The 20,211-nt window shown below is 45.9% G+C and carries 18 protein-coding genes; 7 read left to right on the top strand and 11 right to left on the bottom strand.

The features are described 5' to 3' along the window. Positions 1-96: 96 nt before the first annotated feature. Positions 97-366 carry a hypothetical protein gene (locus tag ACRRSX_RS03750; RefSeq protein WP_432454556.1) on the top strand — a complete coding sequence of 90 codons (270 nt, stop codon included), beginning with the start codon at positions 97-99 and terminating at the stop codon, positions 364-366. 123 nt (positions 367-489) lie between these two features. Here the strand turns inward: ACRRSX_RS03750 and ahpF are convergent, their stop codons facing one another. Further along, positions 490-2,082 (bottom strand): alkyl hydroperoxide reductase subunit F, encoded by a 1,593-nt coding sequence (gene ahpF, locus ACRRSX_RS03745; protein ID WP_432454557.1) that lies wholly within the window; start codon positions 2,080-2,082, stop codon positions 490-492. Positions 2,083-2,206: 124 nt separating this feature from the next. After that, positions 2,207-2,770 carry an alkyl hydroperoxide reductase subunit C gene (ahpC, locus tag ACRRSX_RS03740; RefSeq protein ID WP_432454558.1) on the bottom strand — a complete coding sequence of 188 codons (564 nt, stop codon included), beginning with the start codon at positions 2,768-2,770 and terminating at the stop codon, positions 2,207-2,209. Between the two features lie 225 nt (positions 2,771-2,995). Between ahpC and ACRRSX_RS03735 the strand changes: the two genes are divergently transcribed. The 3 genes from ACRRSX_RS03735 to ACRRSX_RS03725 all read left to right on the top strand — a co-directional run bounded on the left by ACRRSX_RS03735 (position 2,996) and on the right by ACRRSX_RS03725 (position 7,093). Then, positions 2,996-3,910 carry a hydrogen peroxide-inducible genes activator gene (locus ACRRSX_RS03735; protein ID WP_432454559.1) on the top strand — a complete coding sequence of 305 codons (915 nt, stop codon included), beginning with the start codon at positions 2,996-2,998 and terminating at the stop codon, positions 3,908-3,910. A 211-nt stretch (positions 3,911-4,121) separates the two neighbouring features. Continuing rightward, the gene (locus tag ACRRSX_RS03730) at positions 4,122-5,432 is read left to right on the top strand and encodes a diguanylate cyclase domain-containing protein (protein WP_432454560.1); all 1,311 of its coding nucleotides are present in this window, start codon (positions 4,122-4,124) and stop codon (positions 5,430-5,432) included. Between the two features lie 371 nt (positions 5,433-5,803). Beyond that, positions 5,804-7,093 (top strand): NAD(P)/FAD-dependent oxidoreductase, encoded by a 1,290-nt coding sequence (locus ACRRSX_RS03725; protein ID WP_432454561.1) that lies wholly within the window; start codon positions 5,804-5,806, stop codon positions 7,091-7,093. Between the two features lies 1 nt (position 7,094). Here ACRRSX_RS03725 and ACRRSX_RS03720 read toward each other — a convergent pair whose 3' ends face one another. From ACRRSX_RS03720 to ACRRSX_RS03695, 6 genes are all read right to left on the bottom strand, one after another. Continuing rightward, positions 7,095-7,430: a hypothetical protein gene (locus ACRRSX_RS03720; RefSeq protein WP_432454562.1), complete on the bottom strand. Its 336-nt coding sequence runs from the start codon at positions 7,428-7,430 to the stop codon at positions 7,095-7,097. 42 nt (positions 7,431-7,472) lie between these two features. After that, entirely contained in the window at positions 7,473-7,793 is a 321-nt protein-coding gene (locus ACRRSX_RS03715; protein WP_432454563.1) for a hypothetical protein, read from the bottom strand. A gap of 323 nt (positions 7,794-8,116) precedes the next feature. Beyond that, positions 8,117-11,242 carry an efflux RND transporter permease subunit gene (locus tag ACRRSX_RS03710; RefSeq protein ID WP_432454564.1) on the bottom strand — a complete coding sequence of 1,042 codons (3,126 nt, stop codon included), beginning with the start codon at positions 11,240-11,242 and terminating at the stop codon, positions 8,117-8,119. Then, a complete protein-coding gene (locus ACRRSX_RS03705) occupies positions 11,242-12,360 on the bottom strand; it encodes an efflux RND transporter periplasmic adaptor subunit (protein WP_432454565.1) in 1,119 nt (372 codons plus the stop codon). The genes ACRRSX_RS03710 and ACRRSX_RS03705 overlap by 1 nt, the downstream gene beginning before the upstream one ends. A 188-nt stretch (positions 12,361-12,548) precedes the next feature. Beyond that, positions 12,549-12,908 (bottom strand): iron-sulfur cluster insertion protein ErpA, encoded by a 360-nt coding sequence (gene erpA, locus ACRRSX_RS03700; RefSeq protein WP_432454566.1) that lies wholly within the window; start codon positions 12,906-12,908, stop codon positions 12,549-12,551. A 57-nt stretch (positions 12,909-12,965) separates the two neighbouring features. Continuing rightward, positions 12,966-13,637 carry a DUF6776 family protein gene (locus tag ACRRSX_RS03695; protein WP_432454567.1) on the bottom strand — a complete coding sequence of 224 codons (672 nt, stop codon included), beginning with the start codon at positions 13,635-13,637 and terminating at the stop codon, positions 12,966-12,968. Positions 13,638-13,785: 148 nt separating this feature from the next. Between ACRRSX_RS03695 and hemL the strand changes: the two genes are divergently transcribed. Together hemL and ACRRSX_RS03685 are read left to right on the top strand one after the other, a co-directional pair. Then, positions 13,786-15,069, top strand: coding sequence for a glutamate-1-semialdehyde 2,1-aminomutase (hemL, locus tag ACRRSX_RS03690; RefSeq protein ID WP_432454568.1), 1,284 nt, complete (start codon positions 13,786-13,788; stop codon positions 15,067-15,069). A 71-nt stretch (positions 15,070-15,140) separates the two neighbouring features. Further along, the gene (locus tag ACRRSX_RS03685; protein WP_432454569.1) at positions 15,141-15,686 is read left to right on the top strand and encodes a cysteine hydrolase family protein; all 546 of its coding nucleotides are present in this window, start codon (positions 15,141-15,143) and stop codon (positions 15,684-15,686) included. A gap of 9 nt (positions 15,687-15,695) precedes the next feature. Here ACRRSX_RS03685 and ACRRSX_RS03680 read toward each other — a convergent pair whose 3' ends face one another. Further along, a complete protein-coding gene (locus ACRRSX_RS03680) occupies positions 15,696-16,067 on the bottom strand; it encodes a YbaN family protein (protein WP_432454570.1) in 372 nt (123 codons plus the stop codon). A 218-nt stretch (positions 16,068-16,285) separates the two neighbouring features. Between ACRRSX_RS03680 and ACRRSX_RS03675 the strand changes: the two genes are divergently transcribed. After that, the gene (locus ACRRSX_RS03675) at positions 16,286-16,471 is read left to right on the top strand and encodes a hypothetical protein (protein ID WP_432454571.1); all 186 of its coding nucleotides are present in this window, start codon (positions 16,286-16,288) and stop codon (positions 16,469-16,471) included. Positions 16,472-17,145: 674 nt separating this feature from the next. Here ACRRSX_RS03675 and ACRRSX_RS03670 read toward each other — a convergent pair. Both ACRRSX_RS03670 and mrcB read right to left on the bottom strand, forming a co-directional pair. Then, positions 17,146-17,799 (bottom strand): dUTP diphosphatase, encoded by a 654-nt coding sequence (locus ACRRSX_RS03670; protein ID WP_432454572.1) that lies wholly within the window; start codon positions 17,797-17,799, stop codon positions 17,146-17,148. Between the two features lie 15 nt (positions 17,800-17,814). Then, positions 17,815-20,211: a penicillin-binding protein 1B gene (gene mrcB, locus ACRRSX_RS03665; protein WP_432454573.1), complete on the bottom strand. Its 2,397-nt coding sequence runs from the start codon at positions 20,209-20,211 to the stop codon at positions 17,815-17,817.

Below are 20,211 nucleotides of genomic sequence, written 5' to 3'. Positions count from 1 at the left end.
TCATTGTTATTGATTGTCCGAGTCTACTGATACATAGTAAAAGTTTAATAATCAGTTAGTTGCTCGTTGTGTGACGAAGCAAGGAGGGAGAGTTTAATGAAAATATTAGGGCGACTGATATGGCTTGGTGGTGTCATTTGCCTGGCAAACTCAGTTTTAGAAATATGGCCAACAGCAATCGAAGCCGGGCATTATTTAGCCATTTCATGGTGTTCTATTGCGGCTGGGTATACTGTTTATCGTTCGACCTTAATTTATCAAACTGATCCGCACTCTTACTTTCGTTCATATAACTGGGTGGTGCTATTTATCTATCTGCTTATCATTGGGTTGCTTTCCATCCAAGGTCAATTGCGTTTCTTTTAATTACGCGACTGCATAGCACCAATAGTTGCTAATCAATGTTCAACAAAAGATTTGCTTATTACCCATTGCTCAGGCAAAAAAAAGGACTGGCAAAGCCAGCCCAAGACTCAGGGAAATGAGTGTTTATGCAACTTGTTTTTGTTGTTCTTCATCACTACTAGGTGCAGTGAGTAAGTATTCAAAGGCCGCTAAAGAAGCTTTAGCACCTTCGCCCATAGCCACTACAATTTGCTTGTAAGGCACTGTAGACACATCACCGCAGGCATAGATCCCGGGGACCGAAGTTTGACATTTTTCATCAATTATAATCTCACCGCGCGCCGTGGTATCGACCACCGAGCTGACAAACTGACTGTTGGGTACCAGTCCAATCTGCACAAAAATGCCCTGTAACTGCTGCTGCTGTACTTCACCACCGTCGCGTTCTTGATACTCAAGCGCGGTAACTTTACCGTTCTCTGCAAGCACCTGTTTGGTGGCAACATTACGCCGAATTTGAATATTTGCGGTAGCTTCTGCCTTATCTACCAACACTTGGTCTGCACGCAGTTCAGGCATAAATTCAAACACGGTGACCGATTTCACGATATTGGCTAAATCGAGTGCTGCTTCGATACCGGAGTTACCGCCACCAACCACTGCGACATCTTTGCCCTTAAAGAAGGGGCCATCACAGTGAGGACAGTAGGCCACGCCATTGCCGATGTTTTCTTTCTCACCCGGCACGCCCAGTTCACGCCAGCGAGCACCAGTGGCTAAAATAAGCGTTTTGGTTTCAATTTCTTCACCAGTGCTCAATAGCAACTTTTTACGATCACCTAGATCTATCACCTCTGTTACTCGAATATGTTCTTTGGTGGTGATCTCGTAATCATTCATATGTGCTTGTAAGGCACCTGCAAGCTCAGGGCCGGTGGTTTTAGACACCGAAATTAAGTTTTCAATGCCCATCGTATCTTTTACCTGACCGCCCAAACGATCAGCTATTAAGGTCACCTTTAAGCCCTTGCGAGCACTGTAAATAGCGGCACTAGCACCCGCAGGGCCACCGCCAATCACCGTGACATCTTGTAAAGGAAGCGCCTCAGCAGCGCTGCCTTTAGCTGCCTCTGGGTATAAGGCTAACAACTTGTCTACTAGCTCGGCTGCATCCACCTTACCATTGGCAAATAATTCACCATTTAGGTAGACCGAGGGCACACCTTGAATGTCGCGAGTCTTAATTAAATCGGGGTATAAACCACCATCAATCATTTCACTGCTAATGTTCGGATTCAGCAGCGCAAATTGGTTTAATGCCTGAACCACTTCAGGACAGTTATGACAGCTTAGGCTAACAAAAACTTCAAAGTGTAATTTGTCTCTGATGTTGGCAATGGTCGACTTCAAACGCTCATCTAAGCGAATCGCCGTACCAGAACTATGTAAAATAGCCAATACCAAGGAATTAAATTCATGGCCGCCTGGAATACCTGAAAATTGAATACCAGTGGCTTCTCCATCTGCTTCAAGGGTAAAGCTAAGTGGACTGCGAAGCTCGCCCTGGGTATCTCGCTGTTCAATGCTAAGCTGTTCGCTTACACCACTGATCCCAGTAAGATAGTCCACTAATTCTTGTCGTTTACTATGCTGACCAGTTTGAATCACAAGATTCACGCTGTTTTGCATGGATGCCGTGTATTGTTTTAAAGCGTCTAAGATTTGTTGAGTAAGCACAATAAGTCTCCTGATGTTTGCGTCGTTAAGCCCTATTGGCTCAAGCAACAAATTCAATAATTATCAGGGCCGAACATCTGGCCCCGACTCGTCTTGATTCGCGAAGGCTGCGAATCATTACTCATTAGATTTTGCCGACTAGGTCTAAAGATGGCGCAAGCGTCGCTTCACCTTCTTTCCATTTAGCTGGACATACTTCACCTGGGTGAGCAGCCACATATTGGGCAGCTTTTACTTTGCGCAGTAAGTCTTCAGCGTTACGGCCAATCCCTTCAGCAGTGATTTCTACCGCTTGGATGATGCCATCAGGGTCAACGATGAAGGTACCACGGTCAGCTAAGCCTTGTGCTTCACGCATGACTTCAAAGTTACGTGTAATCGCGCCATTTGGGTCACCAATCATGGTGTATTGGATTTTACCAATGGTTTCTGAAGAATCGTGCCACGCTTTGTGCGTGAAGTGGGTATCAGTTGAAACCGAGTAAATTTCTACGCCACGAGATTGAAATTCGTCGTAGTAGTCAGCCACGTCGCCTAGCTCAGTTGGACAAACAAAGGTAAAGTCAGCTGGATAGAAGAAGAAGACCGCCCATTTGCCTTTTAGATCCGCGTCACTTACCTCGATGAATTCACCTTGTTTAAAAGCACTTGCGTTAAAAGGTTTGATTTCAGTGTTAATTACAGACATTTAATTTCTCCAGTCATAATGAGTTGTTATTAGTTAATTTGGTCTGCCGCCTTGGCAGTGAAGCTATAATGTCTCGGATCGAGCTTCGGTTACAGTTGGAAAAATTGAAGTTGACCTTCTGTTTTTTAGAACGCATATTGAATATTTGAAAATATAGTGAATCATCAAATCACTTGAAGGTCGCTGTATTGGTGACTCAAATTTTAAATAGAGAGCGGTATATCTATGATCTCCTTGAAGCAAATTCATTACGCGCTAGCCATTGAACAGCATTTGCATTTTAAGAATGCCGCCGATGCTTGCGCAGTCTCTCAATCGGCCTTAAGCACTGCCATCACCGATATGGAACGTAAACTTGGCTTTCAGGTATTTGAGCGAGACAACAAAAAAGTACTGGTCACCCCCTTGGGAAAACAACTACTAGAGAAAGCGCGAGCAATTTCATTGCAAATGGGCGACATCGGCAAACTAGTCGAGTCCACTCAAAACCCACTAAGCACGCCAATGTCGATTGGCGTGATCCCAACCATTGCGCCTTATCTACTCCCTTTAGTATTGCCTTCGTTGCTGGAAACCTATCCACAGTTAGAACTCACCGTAATAGAGGATCAGTCTCAGCAATTGGTCTCGGAAGTCACTAACGGTAAGCTCGATGCTGCGATTTTAGCGCTTCCCTATCCATGTCAGAACTTATTGCACTTTCCATTCTGGCAAGAGGATTTTTATTGGATCGCTCATAAAGACAATAAAATGACCACCCAAGCCACGGTCAGAGCCAAAGAAATGCAACAATCTAATTTAATGTTGCTCAAAGAAGGGCATTGTTTAAAAGATCATGTACTGTCGGCCTGTAATATCTCATCAGATGCTGGCCATAGCCTCAGTGGCACTAGCCTAAATACGCTGATCGAATTAGTGGTCAGTAAAATGGGCACCACCTTGTTGCCACAAATGGCCTTAGAAAGCTTGGTACAACATCGCCCTTCTCTGGCCTCGGTGCGCCTCGATGAAAAAGGCCCCCATCGAGAAATCGCCTTTGTGGTGCGCCCCAACTATCCTTCGGTAAATAACATCGAACGATTAGGCAGCTTTATGCATGATAAACTCACCAGTCATTTCCAACAGCATGAACGCTGTTGAATCGAGGCTCACAAATGACGTCCATCGATAAGCACAATCATTTCAACAAGGGAGAGATTGCTTGCATAACGGGACAAATAATTCACTAGCAAGTGTCACACAAGCCGTAAAAACGAGAATGAAGAAAGCAGGTATACTGCAGCATACTGAAAATATGTGTTCATAACTCTTCCAATAAATGCAGTCTTAACTAACGGAATATAAAGCGTTTATGACCTATTTATTTCTATGTTTAATGTCTTTGCTGCTTGTTGTTAGCTTCGGTGCTTACCGAAAACTCAAACAGCAACAGCTGCGTCAAGAAAGTATTCTCGCCAGCCTAACTGAAGGTTTAATATTAACCAGTGAGCAGGGCCAGATCCTGTATATGAATCAGCCATCCATTCATTTATTAAATATCAAGACGAAGGCCATGGGTCAGGCTATCAGCACGATTCTTCCCAACATTGAACACTTGGCAGCCAATCAAACACGTCAAAGCTATGGTTTGTTAGCCACAAATGAGCATTTAGAATTTGAACTGACACTGATCATTCAAGCCGACGGTAACCGCTTATATATACTCCACTCAGATCAATTGGGACGAGCACAACCAGAAGAAGTAGAACGTTTTAAACGTAGCCAATACTTTGCCCGTATCGGCACTTGGGACTGGGATGTAAATACCGAGCAACTGTATTGGTCGGATGCAATTTATGCCATGTTTGGGTATAAAGTCGGCGAAATACAGCCTAGTTACCAACTGTTTTGTAATAGTGTGCATCCCGAAGACCGAGAAAGAGTGAAAGCTGGTGAACAGCGCTGCATCGAAACTGGCGAAAATCACGACGAAGAGTATCGAGTGGTGTGGCCCGACAGCAGTATTCACTGGGTCCGTGAAACGGGCAATGTGGTGAACGATAAAAATGGCAAAGTAGCAAAAATGATGGGGGTGGTACGTGATATCACCGAAGAGAAGAATGCCGAAAATGAGTTAATGAAGTTGGCGCATATCGATACCTTAACTGGTTTACCGAATCGACTTGAGTTAGAAGAAAAGTTAGCCAAAGCCATCAACCAAGCCAAAGCTGAACAGAGTCGCGTTGCGCTGATTTTCATCGATTTAAATAAATTTAAAGACATTAATGATAACTATGGTCATCACCGCGGCGACCAAGTATTAACCGCAACCGCCAACAGATTGCGGCATACCTTAAGAAAAACCGACTTTATCGCTCGCATTGGTGGTGACGAATTTGTCATGATTTTACAAGGATTAGAACTCTGCACCGAGCCCCCTCAAGAAGCGGAGCTAATGGCAATCAAAGTTCTCAACAAATTATCTAAGCCCATCGAAGTTGCAGCCACATCCCACGAGATTGGCGCAAGTTTAGGTATTGCGCTATTCCCCGACCATGCTAACAACATGGATGAATTATTACACATCGCCGATCAAGCCATGTATCAAGCGAAACGTCGTGGCAAAAATAAATTTCAATTTGGCAGCAAACACGAGTCGCTGCCTTTGCAAGGTGAGAACTAATGGCTAAAGTTAGCAGAATGGAAGACGCCAATCTATTCAGAGCTCCCAAGCATGCTAGCAGCTTCCGTTCGGCTTATCCCTCAACAATCACAAACATAAATAAATGTAGGCCAGTGCAGTTCCTAGAGAGAGGGGGCTAGTCAGAGTACATAGAATACGCCATCTCCAGTATTGCTGACAGCTAAAGTCAGCCAGATATTCCACCGATCCTAAACCAACAAGACTCCAAACCACAGTCAAAAAAACCAACAAGCAAGCATAAACTCTATATTTTTATTTACATTTTACTTACATCCCCAAGCAATGTTAGATTTTTACTTAGATAGACAGCACAACACACTATAGAAAGCTACTCACAAGGATGTTTCGTCATGTCTCAAGCTCGCTGTAATTCCTATTATTCGGCAACCATCAAACATGAAACCAACTACCCCATATTGACAGGGGAATTAAGAGTAGATATTGCAATTATTGGCGGCGGCTTTACGGGGATAGCGACAGCACTAGAGCTTGCCGAAAAAGGCTATAAAGTGGCGCTAGTTGAAGCCAATAAAATTGGCTGGGGAGCCAGCGGACGTAACGGCGGTCAAGTCACCGGCAGTCTGTCTGGGGATCAAGCCATGACCAAGCAATTGCGTCATCAGATTGGCGAAGAAGCCGAAAAATACGTCTGGAACTTACGCTGGCGAGGTCACCAAATCATTCAAGATCGGGTCGCTAAATACGGCATAGATTGCGACCTAAAATATGGCCACCTGCAAACGGCTTATAAACCCGCTCATCTCCCTGAATTGCAAGCTATGTTTCAACAGGCAGAACAACGCGGAATGGGCGACGATATGCAATTATTGAATGCCGAACAGATCCCCGACTATTTGGGCTCGTCGATTTATCACGGCGGTCTCTTAAACAAACGGAACATGCACCTACATTCACTCAATCTGTGTATCGGCGAAGCACATGCTGCTGCAAACTTAGGCGTACAGATATTCGAACACAGTAAAGTACTTGAGATTATTGAAGCAGAGCCCTGCACGGTGGTCTGTGAGCAGGGACGGATCAACGCCGACTCGGTGCTAATTGCCGGTAACGCTTATCATCACCTAGCCCGTAAACAGCTGCGAGGATTGCTGTTTCCAGCCTCCTTAGGCAATATGGCAACCGTGCCACTCGGTGACCAGTTAGCGAAGTTGATAAATCCGCATGATGTCGCCGTATACGATTGTCGTTTTGTTCTTGATTACTATCGTTTAACCGCAGATAAGCGGCTGATGTTTGGTGGTGGAACCAACTATTCTGGACGAGACTCAAAAAGTGTTGCCGCTGAGCTAAGGCCAGCCTTGGAGCATACTTTCCCCCGCTTAAAAGGCATTGATATCGAGTTTGAGTGGACTGGTACTGCGGGTATCGTGCTCAATCGAATACCACAGTTAGGCAAAGTATCACCTCATGTATTTTATTGCCAAGGCTACTCCGGACATGGGCTTGCCACCTCCCATATCATGGGTGAAATCATGGCTAACGCGATCAGTGGTCATTTAAGCGAATTTGACGCCTTTAGTGCCATGAAGCAATTTCGGATCCCACTCAACCAGTGGTTTGGCAATCAAGCTTTAGCCATCGGTATGCTGTACTACAAAATGTTGGAGCATTATCGCTAAATTACAAACTTCGCCGCAGGCGATAAATATCAAGTAACGCGACCAGCCAACATGCCCCTAAGAGCAGCGTTGCAATATTTAACATCACTGCATCGCTTCCCGTAGGAGCTTGAGTCACCAACTTGGCAATCGTAGCAGCATCCAAAGGCACACTCCCATTAAGAATTTGCTCGCTCACTTGCGTTGCTCTCTGAATTGCCTGACGGCTCAAATAATAAAAAGCAGCAAGCGCGAGCCCTAGTAATACACTGCCACTCAAATATTTTTTTAAGTAGTAATGGCCCAAACCTGGAAAAATCAAAGCCGACCACAGCAGGGCCTTTGTCGTTTTTTTCACGGTTCCTCTCACTCATGATAATGCGTATAAAAAACCAATTGCTTAGTTAGTCACTTTCCAATTCGAAACTCGCTGATAGATCATGCCACATTCCTTTAAGGCCCGGCTGATTAAACCTTGCTGACGCAGTTCCCCAAGTCCTTTTTGTAAGGCGGTAAAAACAACCTTTCCTTGAGGATGTTGTTTGGAGACCATGGGTGAGGAGACCCTTTCAGCACAACTTTTACACCTCGAACAGGAACCAATCGAATACCCACCTTTGGGAAAACCATGGTTGATCAGAAAACTCATAAAACGTTGATAATTAATGATAATCACTCTAATCACTGCGATAGAGAGCGACTCAACAAACATTCCACTCACGATGATCTGCGAACTTTCAAACCTAAGGTTTACAATTTAAACGATTCTTCCGCCTTCGCACAGGACGTATTGCTGGCAATACCTAAACAAATGACGATTGATGAATCAAATCTTACCTGGCAGATAATTAAAATCCTATCCGGATAACCAGAAGCTCATATTGCAAAAAAATAAACGACCGACCGAAAAACAAGAGAAAACGAAAATCGTCATCACTATCTTACAGCTCAAGATGTGTCTTAGAAGGGAGCATATCAAGCGATTCGCGCTATAGTCGGTAACGCGAATCTCTGGAACTAACAAGATACTTTAGGCCGCACAACTTAGCGAACTTCAGCCTTAACAGGCTTAACTCGGCCAGTCAAAGCCCGCAACTGCCGCGGCACAACTTGTCCCAACATCAACAAACATGGAGTGAGGATCAAAGTTAATAAGGTCGCAAAAGTTAAGCCTCCAGCCACCGCAGTGGCCAACTGAGACCACCATTGTGATGACGGCGCACCAAATTGAATGCTTCGCTCAAACAGATCGATGTTCAGCTGCAACACCATCGGCATTAAACCCAAGATCGTGGTGATAGTTGTTAACATCACTGGCCGTAAACGTTGAGCACCCGTTCGCATAATCGACTCCTGCACAGGCAGCCCCTGGGCACGCAACACGTTATAGGTATCAATCAATACGATATTATTGTTTACCACAATTCCGGCAAGGGTAATCACCCCTAAGCCACTCATGATAACGCCAAAGGCTTGCCCTGCGATTAACAAGCCAAGTAATACTCCCACGGTTGAAAATAACACCGCTGAGAGGATCAAAAATGCCTGATAAAAACTATTGAACTGAGTAATCAAAATCAGCGCCATTACAAATAAGGCGACCACAAAAGCTTTCTCTAAAAACTCCATGCTTTCTTGTTGATCTTCATTCTGACCCCGCACTCGGATATCGACCAAGGGATCGAGCTGCAATTGCTTCAATTGCTTTCGTAATTTAGGCAATTCTAAACTTAAGTTCTGCCCTTCCGCCATATCCGCGCCCACGGTAAGTACTTGTCGGCCATCGACCTTATTGATCACGTCTTGCTTGGGCTTCGCTTCCAAAGACACAAAATTGGTCATCGGAACAAGACCATAGGCGGTTTTTACCCGCAACTCACTTAAACGACTAATGCTGCGATTTTCTTCAGGGAAACGTACTCTTATCTCCAGTTCATCATCGACATCATCGGGGCGGTATTCACCAATGTTCAAACCATTGGTCACAAACTGAACGGTATTGCCCAGTAGTGTCACATCGGCGCCAAACCGTGCGGCCTTAGCGCGATCCACCTTCAGCTGCCATTCAATACCTGGCTTGGTGCTAGAATCTTCGGCGTTCACCAGATGTGGATTATTATCAATCAGTGCACGGATCTTTTTCGCCATGGGGGCTAAACGTTCTGGAAAACGCGAACTCAATTCCAACTGAATATCCTTGCCTGCGGGTGGACCCGCCTTGTCTTGAGGAAATTCAATTTCTAAACCCGCCAAGGGGGCTAGGCGAGCCTGCATATCGGCAATCACCTCCTCCGCTGGCCGACGTTGATCCCAATCTTTTAGGTTCACCCGGATATTACCCAGTTGATCGCCACCAACCTTATTGTAGAGTGTATCGTAATCTTCAATATCGATGATCCGACGCTCGACTTTTTTCATGATTTCCAGCTTTTCATCGATCGAGAAATCACCATAAGAGCGAACAATAATATTAAAGCCCACGGGTTCAACCTTGGGAAAAAACTCTAAACCTTTACCGGCTCGCACATAAGTAAAGAGCACCACCCCAGCAATTACAATACTCAATAATAAAACCCGCCAAGGAGCACTTACCGCCTTGTTTAATATACGTAAATACCAGCCAGTCATGCCTGTGAGTTGCTGCCATTTCCCTAGGTCTGCATTAATCAATGCTTGCTGTTGTTGGTGACTCAAGCTACGTGGGCGACCAAAGATGTTGCCTAAAGAAGGCACAAAAATTAATGCCATCACCAATGATGCACTCAGTGTCGCAATCAAGGTCAGCGGCAAATACCCCATAAACTGTCCCATAATTCCTGGCCAAGCCAGCAAGGGGGCAAACGCCGCAAGAGTGGTTGCAGTGGAAGCAATGATCGGCCAAGCCATGCGTTGGGATGCTAAAGAATAAGCTTGATGACGAGGAACCCCTTCACTCATTTGCCGATCGGCAAACTCGGTAACCACAATGGCACCATCCACCAGCATCCCTACCGCCATAATCAGTGAAAACAGCACCACCATATTAATGGTGAGCCCACCCAGCGACAGAACCAAGATCCCAGCCAAAAAAGACCCCGGAATAGCAATCCCCACCAGCAGTGCCGAACGCAAACCCATCACCGCGATAATCACCACCACCACCAACAATACTGCCGATAAAATATTATTTTGCAGGTCCGACAACATGGTCCGAATATCTTTTGATTGATCGCCAGCATAGTCCACCACCACCGAATCAGGCCATAGCTTGCGCTCTTCGGCAATCAGGGTTTTCACTTGCTCGATGGTTTCGATCAAGTTTTCACCGGGACGTTTACTAACCTCCAAGGAGATGGTTGGTTTTCCATTGACGCGTGCATAGCTGCTCGCATCCTTAAAAGTACGCCGAGCGCTGGCAACATCGCCAAAAGTTACGATGCGATCGCCATCCACCTTAATTGGTAAATCGATCAAATCCTTCACAGTTTCGAACACCGAGGGAACTTTCACTGCAAAACGGCCACTTCCCGTATCTAAAGTCCCAGCGGTCACTAAACGATTATTCCGACTCACCAAGGAACCGATATCGGCCTGATCCAAGCCATAGGACTCCATCAGCAAAGGATCGACGATTACTTCCAAAAAATCTTCGCGGTCGCCACCAATGTTCACTTCCAGCACCTGTTTCATCGCTTCCATTCGATCTTGCAAGTCACGAGCAATGCTTAACAAGGCTCGTTGTGGCAAGTCTCCCGATAACAATACAGTGACCGCTGGCTGTTCGGTCGCAAGCGTAACTTGATGAACTTCAGGCTCTTCCCCCCCATCGGGCAGGTTCGGTTTGGCTTCGTCGACTTTCGCCCGCACATCGGCTAAAGCTTGGTCAATATCAACCCCAACCACAAACTCTAAAACGACCGAAGCGAAGCCTTCACTGGCAACTGCGGTCATTTCTTTGATACCTTCTAAACCCTGTAAAGCTTGCTCCATAGGCCGCAGTAATAAGCGCTCGGCATCTTCAGGTGAAATGCCGTCATGCGGGATAGAAACATAAATAACCGGGATCTCAACGTCGGGATCCGACTCTTTAGGAATGTTGATATAAGTGACGGTGCCACTAATAAATAAAAATACCAACAAGCAGATCACCGTACGAGTGCGTGACAGTATGGCCTCGATAAAGCGATGCATTAGTTTGCCTCCGGTTGCGCCAACGACTCAAGCTGAGAGACCGCTTCTACTTTATCTCCTGCACTCACAAACCCTTGGCCCAGTACTATCACCTCATTATCACCGCTAAAACCCGATAGCCAAGCACCATCAGGATCTGAGCGAACTAGCTGAGCAGGAACAAACTGCACCACTGAGTCGCGCACCGTTTTCACCCCAAGGTTGCCCTCATCATCTAGCGCTAACACCGCTGGACTCACCTTTATCGCCTCCACTTCAAGCAAAGGAAAACGCACACTCGCACTCACCCCAGCCTTTAAAAGATGCTGCTGATTATCAATTAATACCTCAACTTTAAAAGTATGGGTATTGGGATTAGAAATACTGGCGATGAAATCGATAAGCCCTTCTACCTGTTCGCCGGTAACCAAGCTCACATGCGCCCTTTGACCAAGCTGCAACAACCCGATATCGCGCTCGGACACATCGGTGCGCACACGAAGTTGTTGGGTATCGGCTAAGCGAAGAATAGGATCGCCAATCGACAAATAGGCACCTTGCTCAACTATATTTTCATCAAAAATTCCATCATAAGGTGCCAGCAATAGAGTATTGTCGATGGCTAAGGTGAGGGTTTTCACCATCGATTGGGCATCAACCAGAGAAGCCTTCGCTTCGGCGACTCGCGCTTTCCCTTGAAAGCCCTTTTTACTTAAAGCTTTGACACCCTCGTATTCAATCCGGCGCTGTTCTAATAAGGCTTCAGCGCGCAATAACTGAGAACGGCGATCTTGAATATCGAGCCGAGCCAAGGCTTGTCCTTGTTTCACTGGTCGGCCCTCATCCACTAAAAACTCAAGCAGTCGACCCGAGATCTCTGCAGAAATAGTACTCTGACGACTAGCTTCAGTTTGTCCATATAGCAACAAGTTCCGCTCGATGCGCTGAGCTTGAAAGGTTTTAACCAAGACTCGAGTCAGTTGATGTGTCGTTTGTTCAATGGGAGGCTGCGGATTGTCGTTGCCCTGCTCCCAATTAGAGACTTGACCAGAAAACATCCATAGCGCAACGATGCCAACAATCACAATAGAAAGCCAATAAGGACGAGCGGCCAAAAAACCCTTTACGCCTGTAGACACAATCAAATACTCCCTGTCTTTGGTCTAAATAGGCTCAAAGTATACAAGTAAGTATTGACTAGGGCATTATTTGATGCACAGAGCTGACAAAATCAATACAAGCCTTGGCTTGGCTTGTAAAACAAAAAAGCCACCTAAAGGTGGCTTAATCAAAAAATAAGCAATCGGTTAAATTATTTCTAGCGAACTTAAATGCTAAATGAAGAACCACAGCCGCAAGTTGCGCTGGCATTCGGATTATTGACTAAGAAACGAGAACCTTCTAAACCCGATGTAAAATCGACAACGCCACCCACTAAGTATTGTAAACTCATCGAGTCGACAACCATAGAGACCCCTTGTTTCTCCACTAAGGTATCCCCTTCGTTGACTTTTTCATCGAAGGTAAAGCCATAGGAAAAGCCCGAGCAACCGCCGCCGGTAACATAAACGCGTAGCATCAAGGCAGGATTCTCTTCTTCCGCGACCAACTCTTTGACACGCAATGCCGCGGCATCGGTAAATTGAATTGGAAACGCGACCTGTTCAGTTACAGCTTGTTCTGACACGGTGTATTCCTTAAATATATAAGCTAAGCCAGATTATCCAATACCCGAGTAATTTATTCAAGTATTACCCAAAGATGGCCAGTTTTCTTGGTATAATATTTCCGCCGCCTTATTCCAACGATCGCCCTTCAGTTTAGCCTTTAACTCAACTCGCTCGGCTAAAAAGCCTACTGGCAGTTTAATCTCGGTATTTAGTTCCTGAAAATAACGAAACTTAAAACTTAAGGGATCGGGCGTGGTTTGTAAATCAGCTAAGCTATATTGGTTCGGCAACTGATCTTGACTACCCACCACCACCAACTCCACCTCACCACTTAACCAACGCTTATTACGCGACACCTGCATTAATAACAACTGCACTCGAAAGTAACCAGGACTTAATGTGGGTTCGATATGCAGCTGCTCAATTTTCAAGCCACCAGCTTGTTGCTCGGGTGCCATAATTTTTCGGTAAACCATCAGCTCTTGGTTTAAGTCGGAATTTTCGGCGTTGCGTTCACTTAGACTTTGTTTTAACGACGCAATTTCTGCAAGGCTAGTATCTTGCTCTAAACTCAAGAGTGCTAGGCGTTGTTGTAATATTGCTTGGCTATCTAAAGCTACACTCAACTGCTGTTGTAACTGCGCACTGAGTTGGTCCTTTTGCTCCACCACCACCGACACACCATAAACACAGGTAAGTGCTAATACACCAACCAAACTAACCACAACCAACTTAGGCTTAAGCACGAAAAACTCACTGAACAATAAAAACCGCTAGTTTACCGATAATTAAGCCTTGCAACAAACCAGAGATTTTTCCCTCCTACATTGTTTGTTATAGTGAGCGCCATTCGGTGCTTTTCAGCCCTCGTTGACGATTTTAAAGGATTACTTCATGTCTCTTTCAGAACAACTATTTACCCAAGCTCAACAAACTATTCCTGGCGGCGTAAACTCACCCGTAAGAGCATTTAATGGCGTTGGCGGCACCCCATTATTTATTGAACGAGCTGACGGAGCCCGTATTTTTGATGTCGATGGCAATAGCTATATTGACTATGTGGGCTCATGGGGACCGATGATCCTTGGTCATAACCATCCTAAAATTCACCAAGCCGTGGTTGATGCCGCAGCCAAAGGCCTAAGCTTTGGCGCGCCCACTGCCAGTGAAATTGAGATGGCGAACTTAGTATGTGAACTGGTGCCTTCGATGGATCAAGTGCGCATGGTCAATTCGGGAACCGAAGCAACCATGAGTGCCATTCGTCTCGCTCGCGGTTATACTGGACGCGACAAGATCCTCAAATTTGAAGGTTGCTACCACGGCCACGCCGACTCACTTTTAGTCAAAGCTGGCTCAGGTGCCCTTACATTAGGCCAACCCAGCTCTCCAGGGATCCCTGCCGATTTTGCCCAACATACACTCACCGCCACCTACAACGACTTAGCCTCGGTTGAAGCCTTATTTGTCGCTTACCCAGAGCAAATTGCCTGTATCATCGTCGAACCCGTTGCTGGCAACATGAACTGCATTCCACCTGTCGACGGCTTCTTACAAGGGCTACGCGCCATTTGTGATAAATATCAAAGTGTCTTCATTATTGACGAAGTAATGACTGGCTTTCGGGTCGCCTTAGGCGGTGCACAAGCACACTACGGCGTCACGCCTGATCTCAGCTGCTTAGGAAAAGTCATTGGCGGCGGCATGCCTGTGGGCGCCTTCGGTGGTAAAAAAGAAATCATGGAATACTTAGCACCTGTTGGTCCGGTCTACCAAGCAGGCACCCTCTCTGGAAACCCCATCGCGATGGCAGCAGGTTTAGCTTCTTTAAGTGCACTACGTGATCCAGTGGTCCACCAACATCTTCATGCGATAACCGAACGTTTAGCCAAGGGCCTAAAAGACGCAGCCGAGCGGCAAAACATTCCACTGAGCATCAACCAAGTTGGCGCGATGCTCGGTTTCTTCTTTACCGAAGAACCAAAAGTAACCAACTTTGCTCAGGCCTGTGCCTGTGACACCGAACGTTTCAAGCAGTTTTTCCATCTAATGCTAGCCGAAGGGATCTATTTAGCACCTTCAGCATTTGAAGCCTCATTTACCTCTTATGCGCATACTGAAGCGGATATCGATGCCACCATTGCAGCGGCCGAGCGCTGTTTCGCTCAACTCAATTAAGCAAGCCATCATCAGTCATATTGCTCACACTCAAGCAATATGGCTGATGAAACATTAAAAGCAGGAAAGATATGAAATCCGCTCTATTAATCATTGACGTACAAAGCGTTTTGTTTGATCCCGAACCCAGACCATTTGAAATAAATGAAGTCATTGAAAGAATAAATGTTCTCAGCCGATGGACGCGCTCGAAGCATCAGCCAGTGATTTATATTCAGCACGAACAAGCAAACTCAGCGATCGAATTTGCCAGTGATGGCTGGCAACTACAAGCGGGCCTAAAGACCCAAACCAACGACTATTTTATTCGAAAAACCACGCCCGATAGCTTCCTCAATACTGACCTTGGGGACTTGCTTAAAAGCCTACAAGTTGAACACCTCATCGTCTGCGGTTATGCCTCCGAGTTTTGTGTGGATACCACCATTCGCCGCGCGGCAAGTTTGGGATATTCTGTCGAACTGGTTGCCGATGCCCATACCACCCATGACAAACCTCATGCGAGCGCTGAGACCATTCGCCTACATCACAATTGCACCTTGCCTAACATCACAAGCTTCGGAGTAAAAATTGCGGCGGTCAATACTGCTGCACTGATCGCACAAGCAGCAGAATAGAACTTGATGTTAATCGGAAGGATCTCGCCTGGAAGGCCGAGTCCATAAAAAAATCATCACCGAGCATAAACAAGCAGCGGCCACCATACGACCTATCCAAGGCACCTGAAACCACAACATCAAAGCAGCGGAAATAAGCACCATGATGGTCGCACTGCACTTCGCTCGCAAGCTAACCACGCCATATTGGTGCCAATCCTCAATCAAGGGACCAAAGACCCGGTGCTGTTGCAGCCAACGCTCAAAACGGGGCGAGCTTTTAGAAAACAAAACCGCAGCCAACAGCATGAAAGGCGTGGTCGGTAATAAAGGAAGGAAAATGCCGAGGGTACCCAATAGTACTGATATCCAGCCAATGATCAGGTACAACAGTTTTAACATGCCAGTAGTACTCACCTTATCCATCTGTTCGGCTTATCTTATCTCTTTCAGCCTGCAATGTAATAACAGATTTTTATGAGATATAAGCTTTAATGCATGGACGTCTGGATGTCTATTTGCTAACTTAGCTTTGCCGCCGATTTACTCGCCAACTTGCGGGCGGACTAAAAATTCAGCTAAAGCGCCAGCATGGCGCGAACATTCAATAGGAGTTCGTTATGTTTGAAGCTATCCGTGAACAGGAATTATTAAACTTATTTCAGGCTAGCCCTGCTGCAAGTCGCCAAGCGCCAGTATCACAGTCTAAGCCCGCCTTCGCCAGCCATCGACTGCCCGAAGCGCTCTTGGAGCAATCGGCATTTAACGACCGTTATCGTCCCGGTTATCGCACCAGTTATACCTAAGCTTTAATCGCTCATCACCCAGCCTTGCAGATGCAGTAAACAAACTCTTGCAAGGCTCTGCGCAACACTAGTTTTACGATTGAATATTTTTCAATCCACCAACGATCAGCGCAAGATGAAGCGCAACCACCAGCGACGGTGAACCAATAAGCAAGCGGAATCGTCTCTTGCAACGCAACAATAGCGTAGCAAAATCAACACTCGTTTAAGCGAATGTCATTAACCGTTCAAAATCACCATGAACTCAAAGTAAATACTTCACTCTCGCTACACATGAGGTAAAGGAGTGATGTTGCAATTAGTTAACTTTGGGCTTAGTCGGCGTCTGCGCTTGTTCGTCAGCTGATTTACTTGGACAAAAACTGGCACCTGAAGCACCTCTAAAACTAGAAAAAGCCATGTTATTTACCTCTACAACTTAACAAAATATTTGGTATTCGGCGCTCTGCCTAAACCCACAAATAAATTGTTGCAATAACAAGGCCAAGGCGTGGCAAAAACCAAATTTCACAAAAATATCTAATTCAATCAACAACAAAGTCAATACACAGCAGAATATACTCTTTTTTTGCGATTTTCCTAGCATGATATAAATAAAAATTGCAAAGGTATCTACACAGCTCAATAAACTGCGCTAACTAGGCGCAAAACATGCGCCAAAATGGAACATATCTCTACTTAGAGCGGCCATAACGTTGTTGGAGGGCATGATACAAATCTTGCTGGAAAGTTGCCGCCGTTGCATCCAGTTGAGTCATCAATTCAACCAGATGCTCGTTATCTTCGCGCCCATCCCATACTTTACGGTAAGTGCCTTGTTTATAACCGTTATCTTGTCGGAAAAAATTAAGTACATTTTTACTCACATACTGTTGATACAAGGATTGCCAATCCATTTTACAATCAAGGAGCAAGGCAGAAAACAGCCCGATACTGGTGCGTTTAGCTGCCGCTAAGCCGATCAACAGCTCTAACTTTTCGAGTAAATCAAGCTCAGTGAAGACGTAACTTTGGCCATCAAACTCAAGGCTTGTTTCAGCGATATTCGCAAAAATGGAATCCTCAGCCAAAGAATGCTTTCCCGCAAACTGCAGTAGTCGCTCTGACAACACAAAATGCCATATATCTACCAGCTCCATTTGCAGTTGTTCTAAATCACAGTGCTGTTTCTTCCACCATTTCCAACCATGGTGCTCAATGGCTTCTGCCCCTTCAATCACAACTGCGCGTAAAAATGGTGAGCGCGCCTGCAACCAATCTGGATTAACTTTAGTATTCATATCGTCTTGAAGCTGCAACATCACTTGCGCTTGAATTGCTTGTAGCATGATCGGTCCTTTAGATTAGTTAAAGAGGCTTTGCAGCCACGTTTTTGCCTTGCTCGCCGTCTGCTGGATACAGCCTTTCGCCAACTCGGCTTGACTGCTTGGTGCGGGTAACAAGACTGATTCGCCGCAACCCGCAATTGTAGGTCGCCCATCGCGGCTTGCAAAATGCACCCAACTCAATTGATCGGGTTGCATGGCTCGTAACGATTGCGGATAAGAGGTTTTTAAATAGGCAGCATAAACTGGCAGTGCCGCCGATGACCCAGTAACAGCAGCCGGTTTATTATCATCGCGCCCAACCCACACAGTCACAATTTCTCGTTGGTCGATCCCCACATACCAGCTATCACGTAAATCATTGGTGGTACCAGTTTTACCCGCCAAATCTACCTTAGGGATCCGCCATTTTAGTGAACGAGCAGTCCCACTGCGAGTCACTTGACTCATTGCATATAAAATCTGATAGTTGGCCATTTCCGACCAACGGCGCTGTGGCTCACTATCCGCTTTATATAAAACATGACCTTGGCCGTCATTCACTTGATGTACCGCGTACAACGGACGATACTCACCATCACCGCCTAGCGTTTGATAAAGTTGCGCCAACTGGTAAGGTGACAAACTGAGGCTTCCCAGCAGTAAGGCCGGGTAAGGTTTTGCTTTGGTCTCTAAACCCGCTTGTTGCAAAGTTTGTAATACCGAATTCACACCAAGCTCTAAACCTAAACGCACTGTCGGCACATTCAGCGACTCGGCTAAAGCACGAACTAACATCACCGGCTCACTAAACTGCTTATCGTAGTTATTTGGTTGCCAAGTTGAGCCATCATCTAGGCGTACCGATAAGGGGCTATTTTCCAATAATTCTCCCAATTGATGGCCTTGCTCTAAAGCGGTTAAATAAACGAAGGGTTTGACCAATGAGCCAATTTGCCGACGCGCATCTAAAGCCCGATTAAAACCATGGTCATTAGGCTCCCGACTGCCAATTAGCGCTCGAATTGCTCCGGTTTGTCGCTCACTAATCACCATCGCAGTTTGTAATTGTTTTTTGTGGCTCTTATCGAGTTGATTAAGTACTGCTTGCGCGGCACTCTGAGCATGCCGTTGCGATAAAGGATCGAGCGTAGTAAACACCTTCACCCCATTATAATTGCGCCAATTACTTGCATGTTGCTGTAGCTCGCGACGAACCAAAGAGACAAAGCCAGGGGTTTTTTGGTAACCCATACTACCGCGTTTACTCAAGCCAAGAGGCTGCTGTACCGCTTGTTTGTAATGCTTAGCAGTTAAAGTTCCTGCTTCGGCAAGAATACGTAGCACCAAGTCACGGCGCTCAGTGGCGCGTTGCGTATGACGCCAAGGATCGTAATAAGAAGGCCCCTTCACGATTGCCACTAATAACGCAACTTGTTCCACCGACAAATCACTCACCGGCTGGCCAAAGTAGAAATAGCTGGCTAAACCAACACCGTGTACCGCATTACTGCCATTTTGCCCCAGATAAACTTCGTTTAAGTAACTCTCAAGGATTTCATCCTTGCTATAACGAAAATCAATCAGCAAGGCCATATACGCTTCCTGTATTTTTCGCCAAAGCGTTCGTTCGCGAGTGAGAAAGAAATTTTTGGCTAGTTGCTGAGTGATGGTGCTGCCGCCTTGTACCGTGCGACCCGCTCGCAGGTTAACCAACATGGCTCGCGCGATGGCCATCATGGAAACCCCATCATGCTGATAAAAGTGCCGATCTTCGGTGAGGATCAGTGCTTGTTTCAGATTATCGGGGATCTCAGCCAGCGGCACAAATAAGCGATCTTCTTGCTCGGTCACATTTAAACGTTCTAGCAGCACTGGATCGAGACGTGTTTGTGCGATCTCTTCTCCGCTATCACGATGTTGAATTTTGGCCAAACGAGATGGACCAAAGGTAAGTAACATCGGTAACTCTGGCTCGACACCATCGGCAAAATCAAACTGCCGACGCACCACTTCTATTTTAGTTTTAGACACGGCGTACTCACCGCCATGTTTGGCCCGCTTCACCTTACGGTAATTCAGCAAGGCCAGCTCATCTTGCAACTCTTTACGACTTAAACGTAAACCGGGATAAAGCTGTAACTCTCGACCATATACAGCTGCTGGTAACTGCCATTTGTCACCGCTAAACCGTTGCTGAATTTTACCATCTAACAATACCCCCCAAGCAGCAATCAATAGGGTCGACACTAAAGCAAGTTTCCAGCTCAAAGAAAACAAACGTTTTTTTAAAGAAATCTTTTGACTACGAGATGGTTTCGCCTTGCTGCGTGCCCTTGATTTAGGCTTTGTTCGACTATTGGCCGCTTTTTTCTTAGCAGCCGGCTTCTTCGCACTCGCTTTTTTTGGGGTAGAAAGGGACACTTTTGGACTCAT

Source organism: Agarivorans sp. QJM3NY_30 (genome assembly GCF_050870855.2).
Taxonomy (GTDB): Bacteria; Pseudomonadota; Gammaproteobacteria; order Enterobacterales; family Celerinatantimonadaceae; genus Agarivorans.
The sequence above is the reverse complement of the archived record's forward strand: the minus strand, read 5'-3'. Positions and strand labels throughout refer to the sequence as shown.

Bases quoted from the DNA above. Each gene is read 5' to 3' on its own strand.
- ACRRSX_RS03750 (WP_432454556.1), top strand. From the start codon at position 97: ATGAAAATATTAGGGCGACTGATATGGCTTGGTGGTGTCATTTGCCTG.
- ahpC (WP_432454558.1), bottom strand. From the start codon at position 2,770: ATGTCTGTAATTAACACTGAAATCAAACCTTTTAACGCAAGTGCTTTT.
- ACRRSX_RS03735 (WP_432454559.1), top strand. From the start codon at position 2,996: ATGATCTCCTTGAAGCAAATTCATTACGCGCTAGCCATTGAACAGCAT.
- ACRRSX_RS03730 (WP_432454560.1), top strand. From the start codon at position 4,122: ATGACCTATTTATTTCTATGTTTAATGTCTTTGCTGCTTGTTGTTAGC.
- ACRRSX_RS03725 (WP_432454561.1), top strand. From the start codon at position 5,804: ATGTCTCAAGCTCGCTGTAATTCCTATTATTCGGCAACCATCAAACAT.
- ACRRSX_RS03710 (WP_432454564.1), bottom strand. From the start codon at position 11,242: ATGCATCGCTTTATCGAGGCCATACTGTCACGCACTCGTACGGTGATC.
- hemL (WP_432454568.1), top strand. From the start codon at position 13,786: ATGTCTCTTTCAGAACAACTATTTACCCAAGCTCAACAAACTATTCCT.
- ACRRSX_RS03685 (WP_432454569.1), top strand. From the start codon at position 15,141: ATGAAATCCGCTCTATTAATCATTGACGTACAAAGCGTTTTGTTTGAT.
- ACRRSX_RS03680 (WP_432454570.1), bottom strand. From the start codon at position 16,067: ATGTTAAAACTGTTGTACCTGATCATTGGCTGGATATCAGTACTATTG.
- ACRRSX_RS03675 (WP_432454571.1), top strand. From the start codon at position 16,286: ATGTTTGAAGCTATCCGTGAACAGGAATTATTAAACTTATTTCAGGCT.
- ACRRSX_RS03670 (WP_432454572.1), bottom strand. From the start codon at position 17,799: ATGCTACAAGCAATTCAAGCGCAAGTGATGTTGCAGCTTCAAGACGAT.
- mrcB (WP_432454573.1), bottom strand. From the start codon at position 20,211: ATGAGTCCAAAAGTGTCCCTTTCTACCCCAAAAAAAGCGAGTGCGAAG.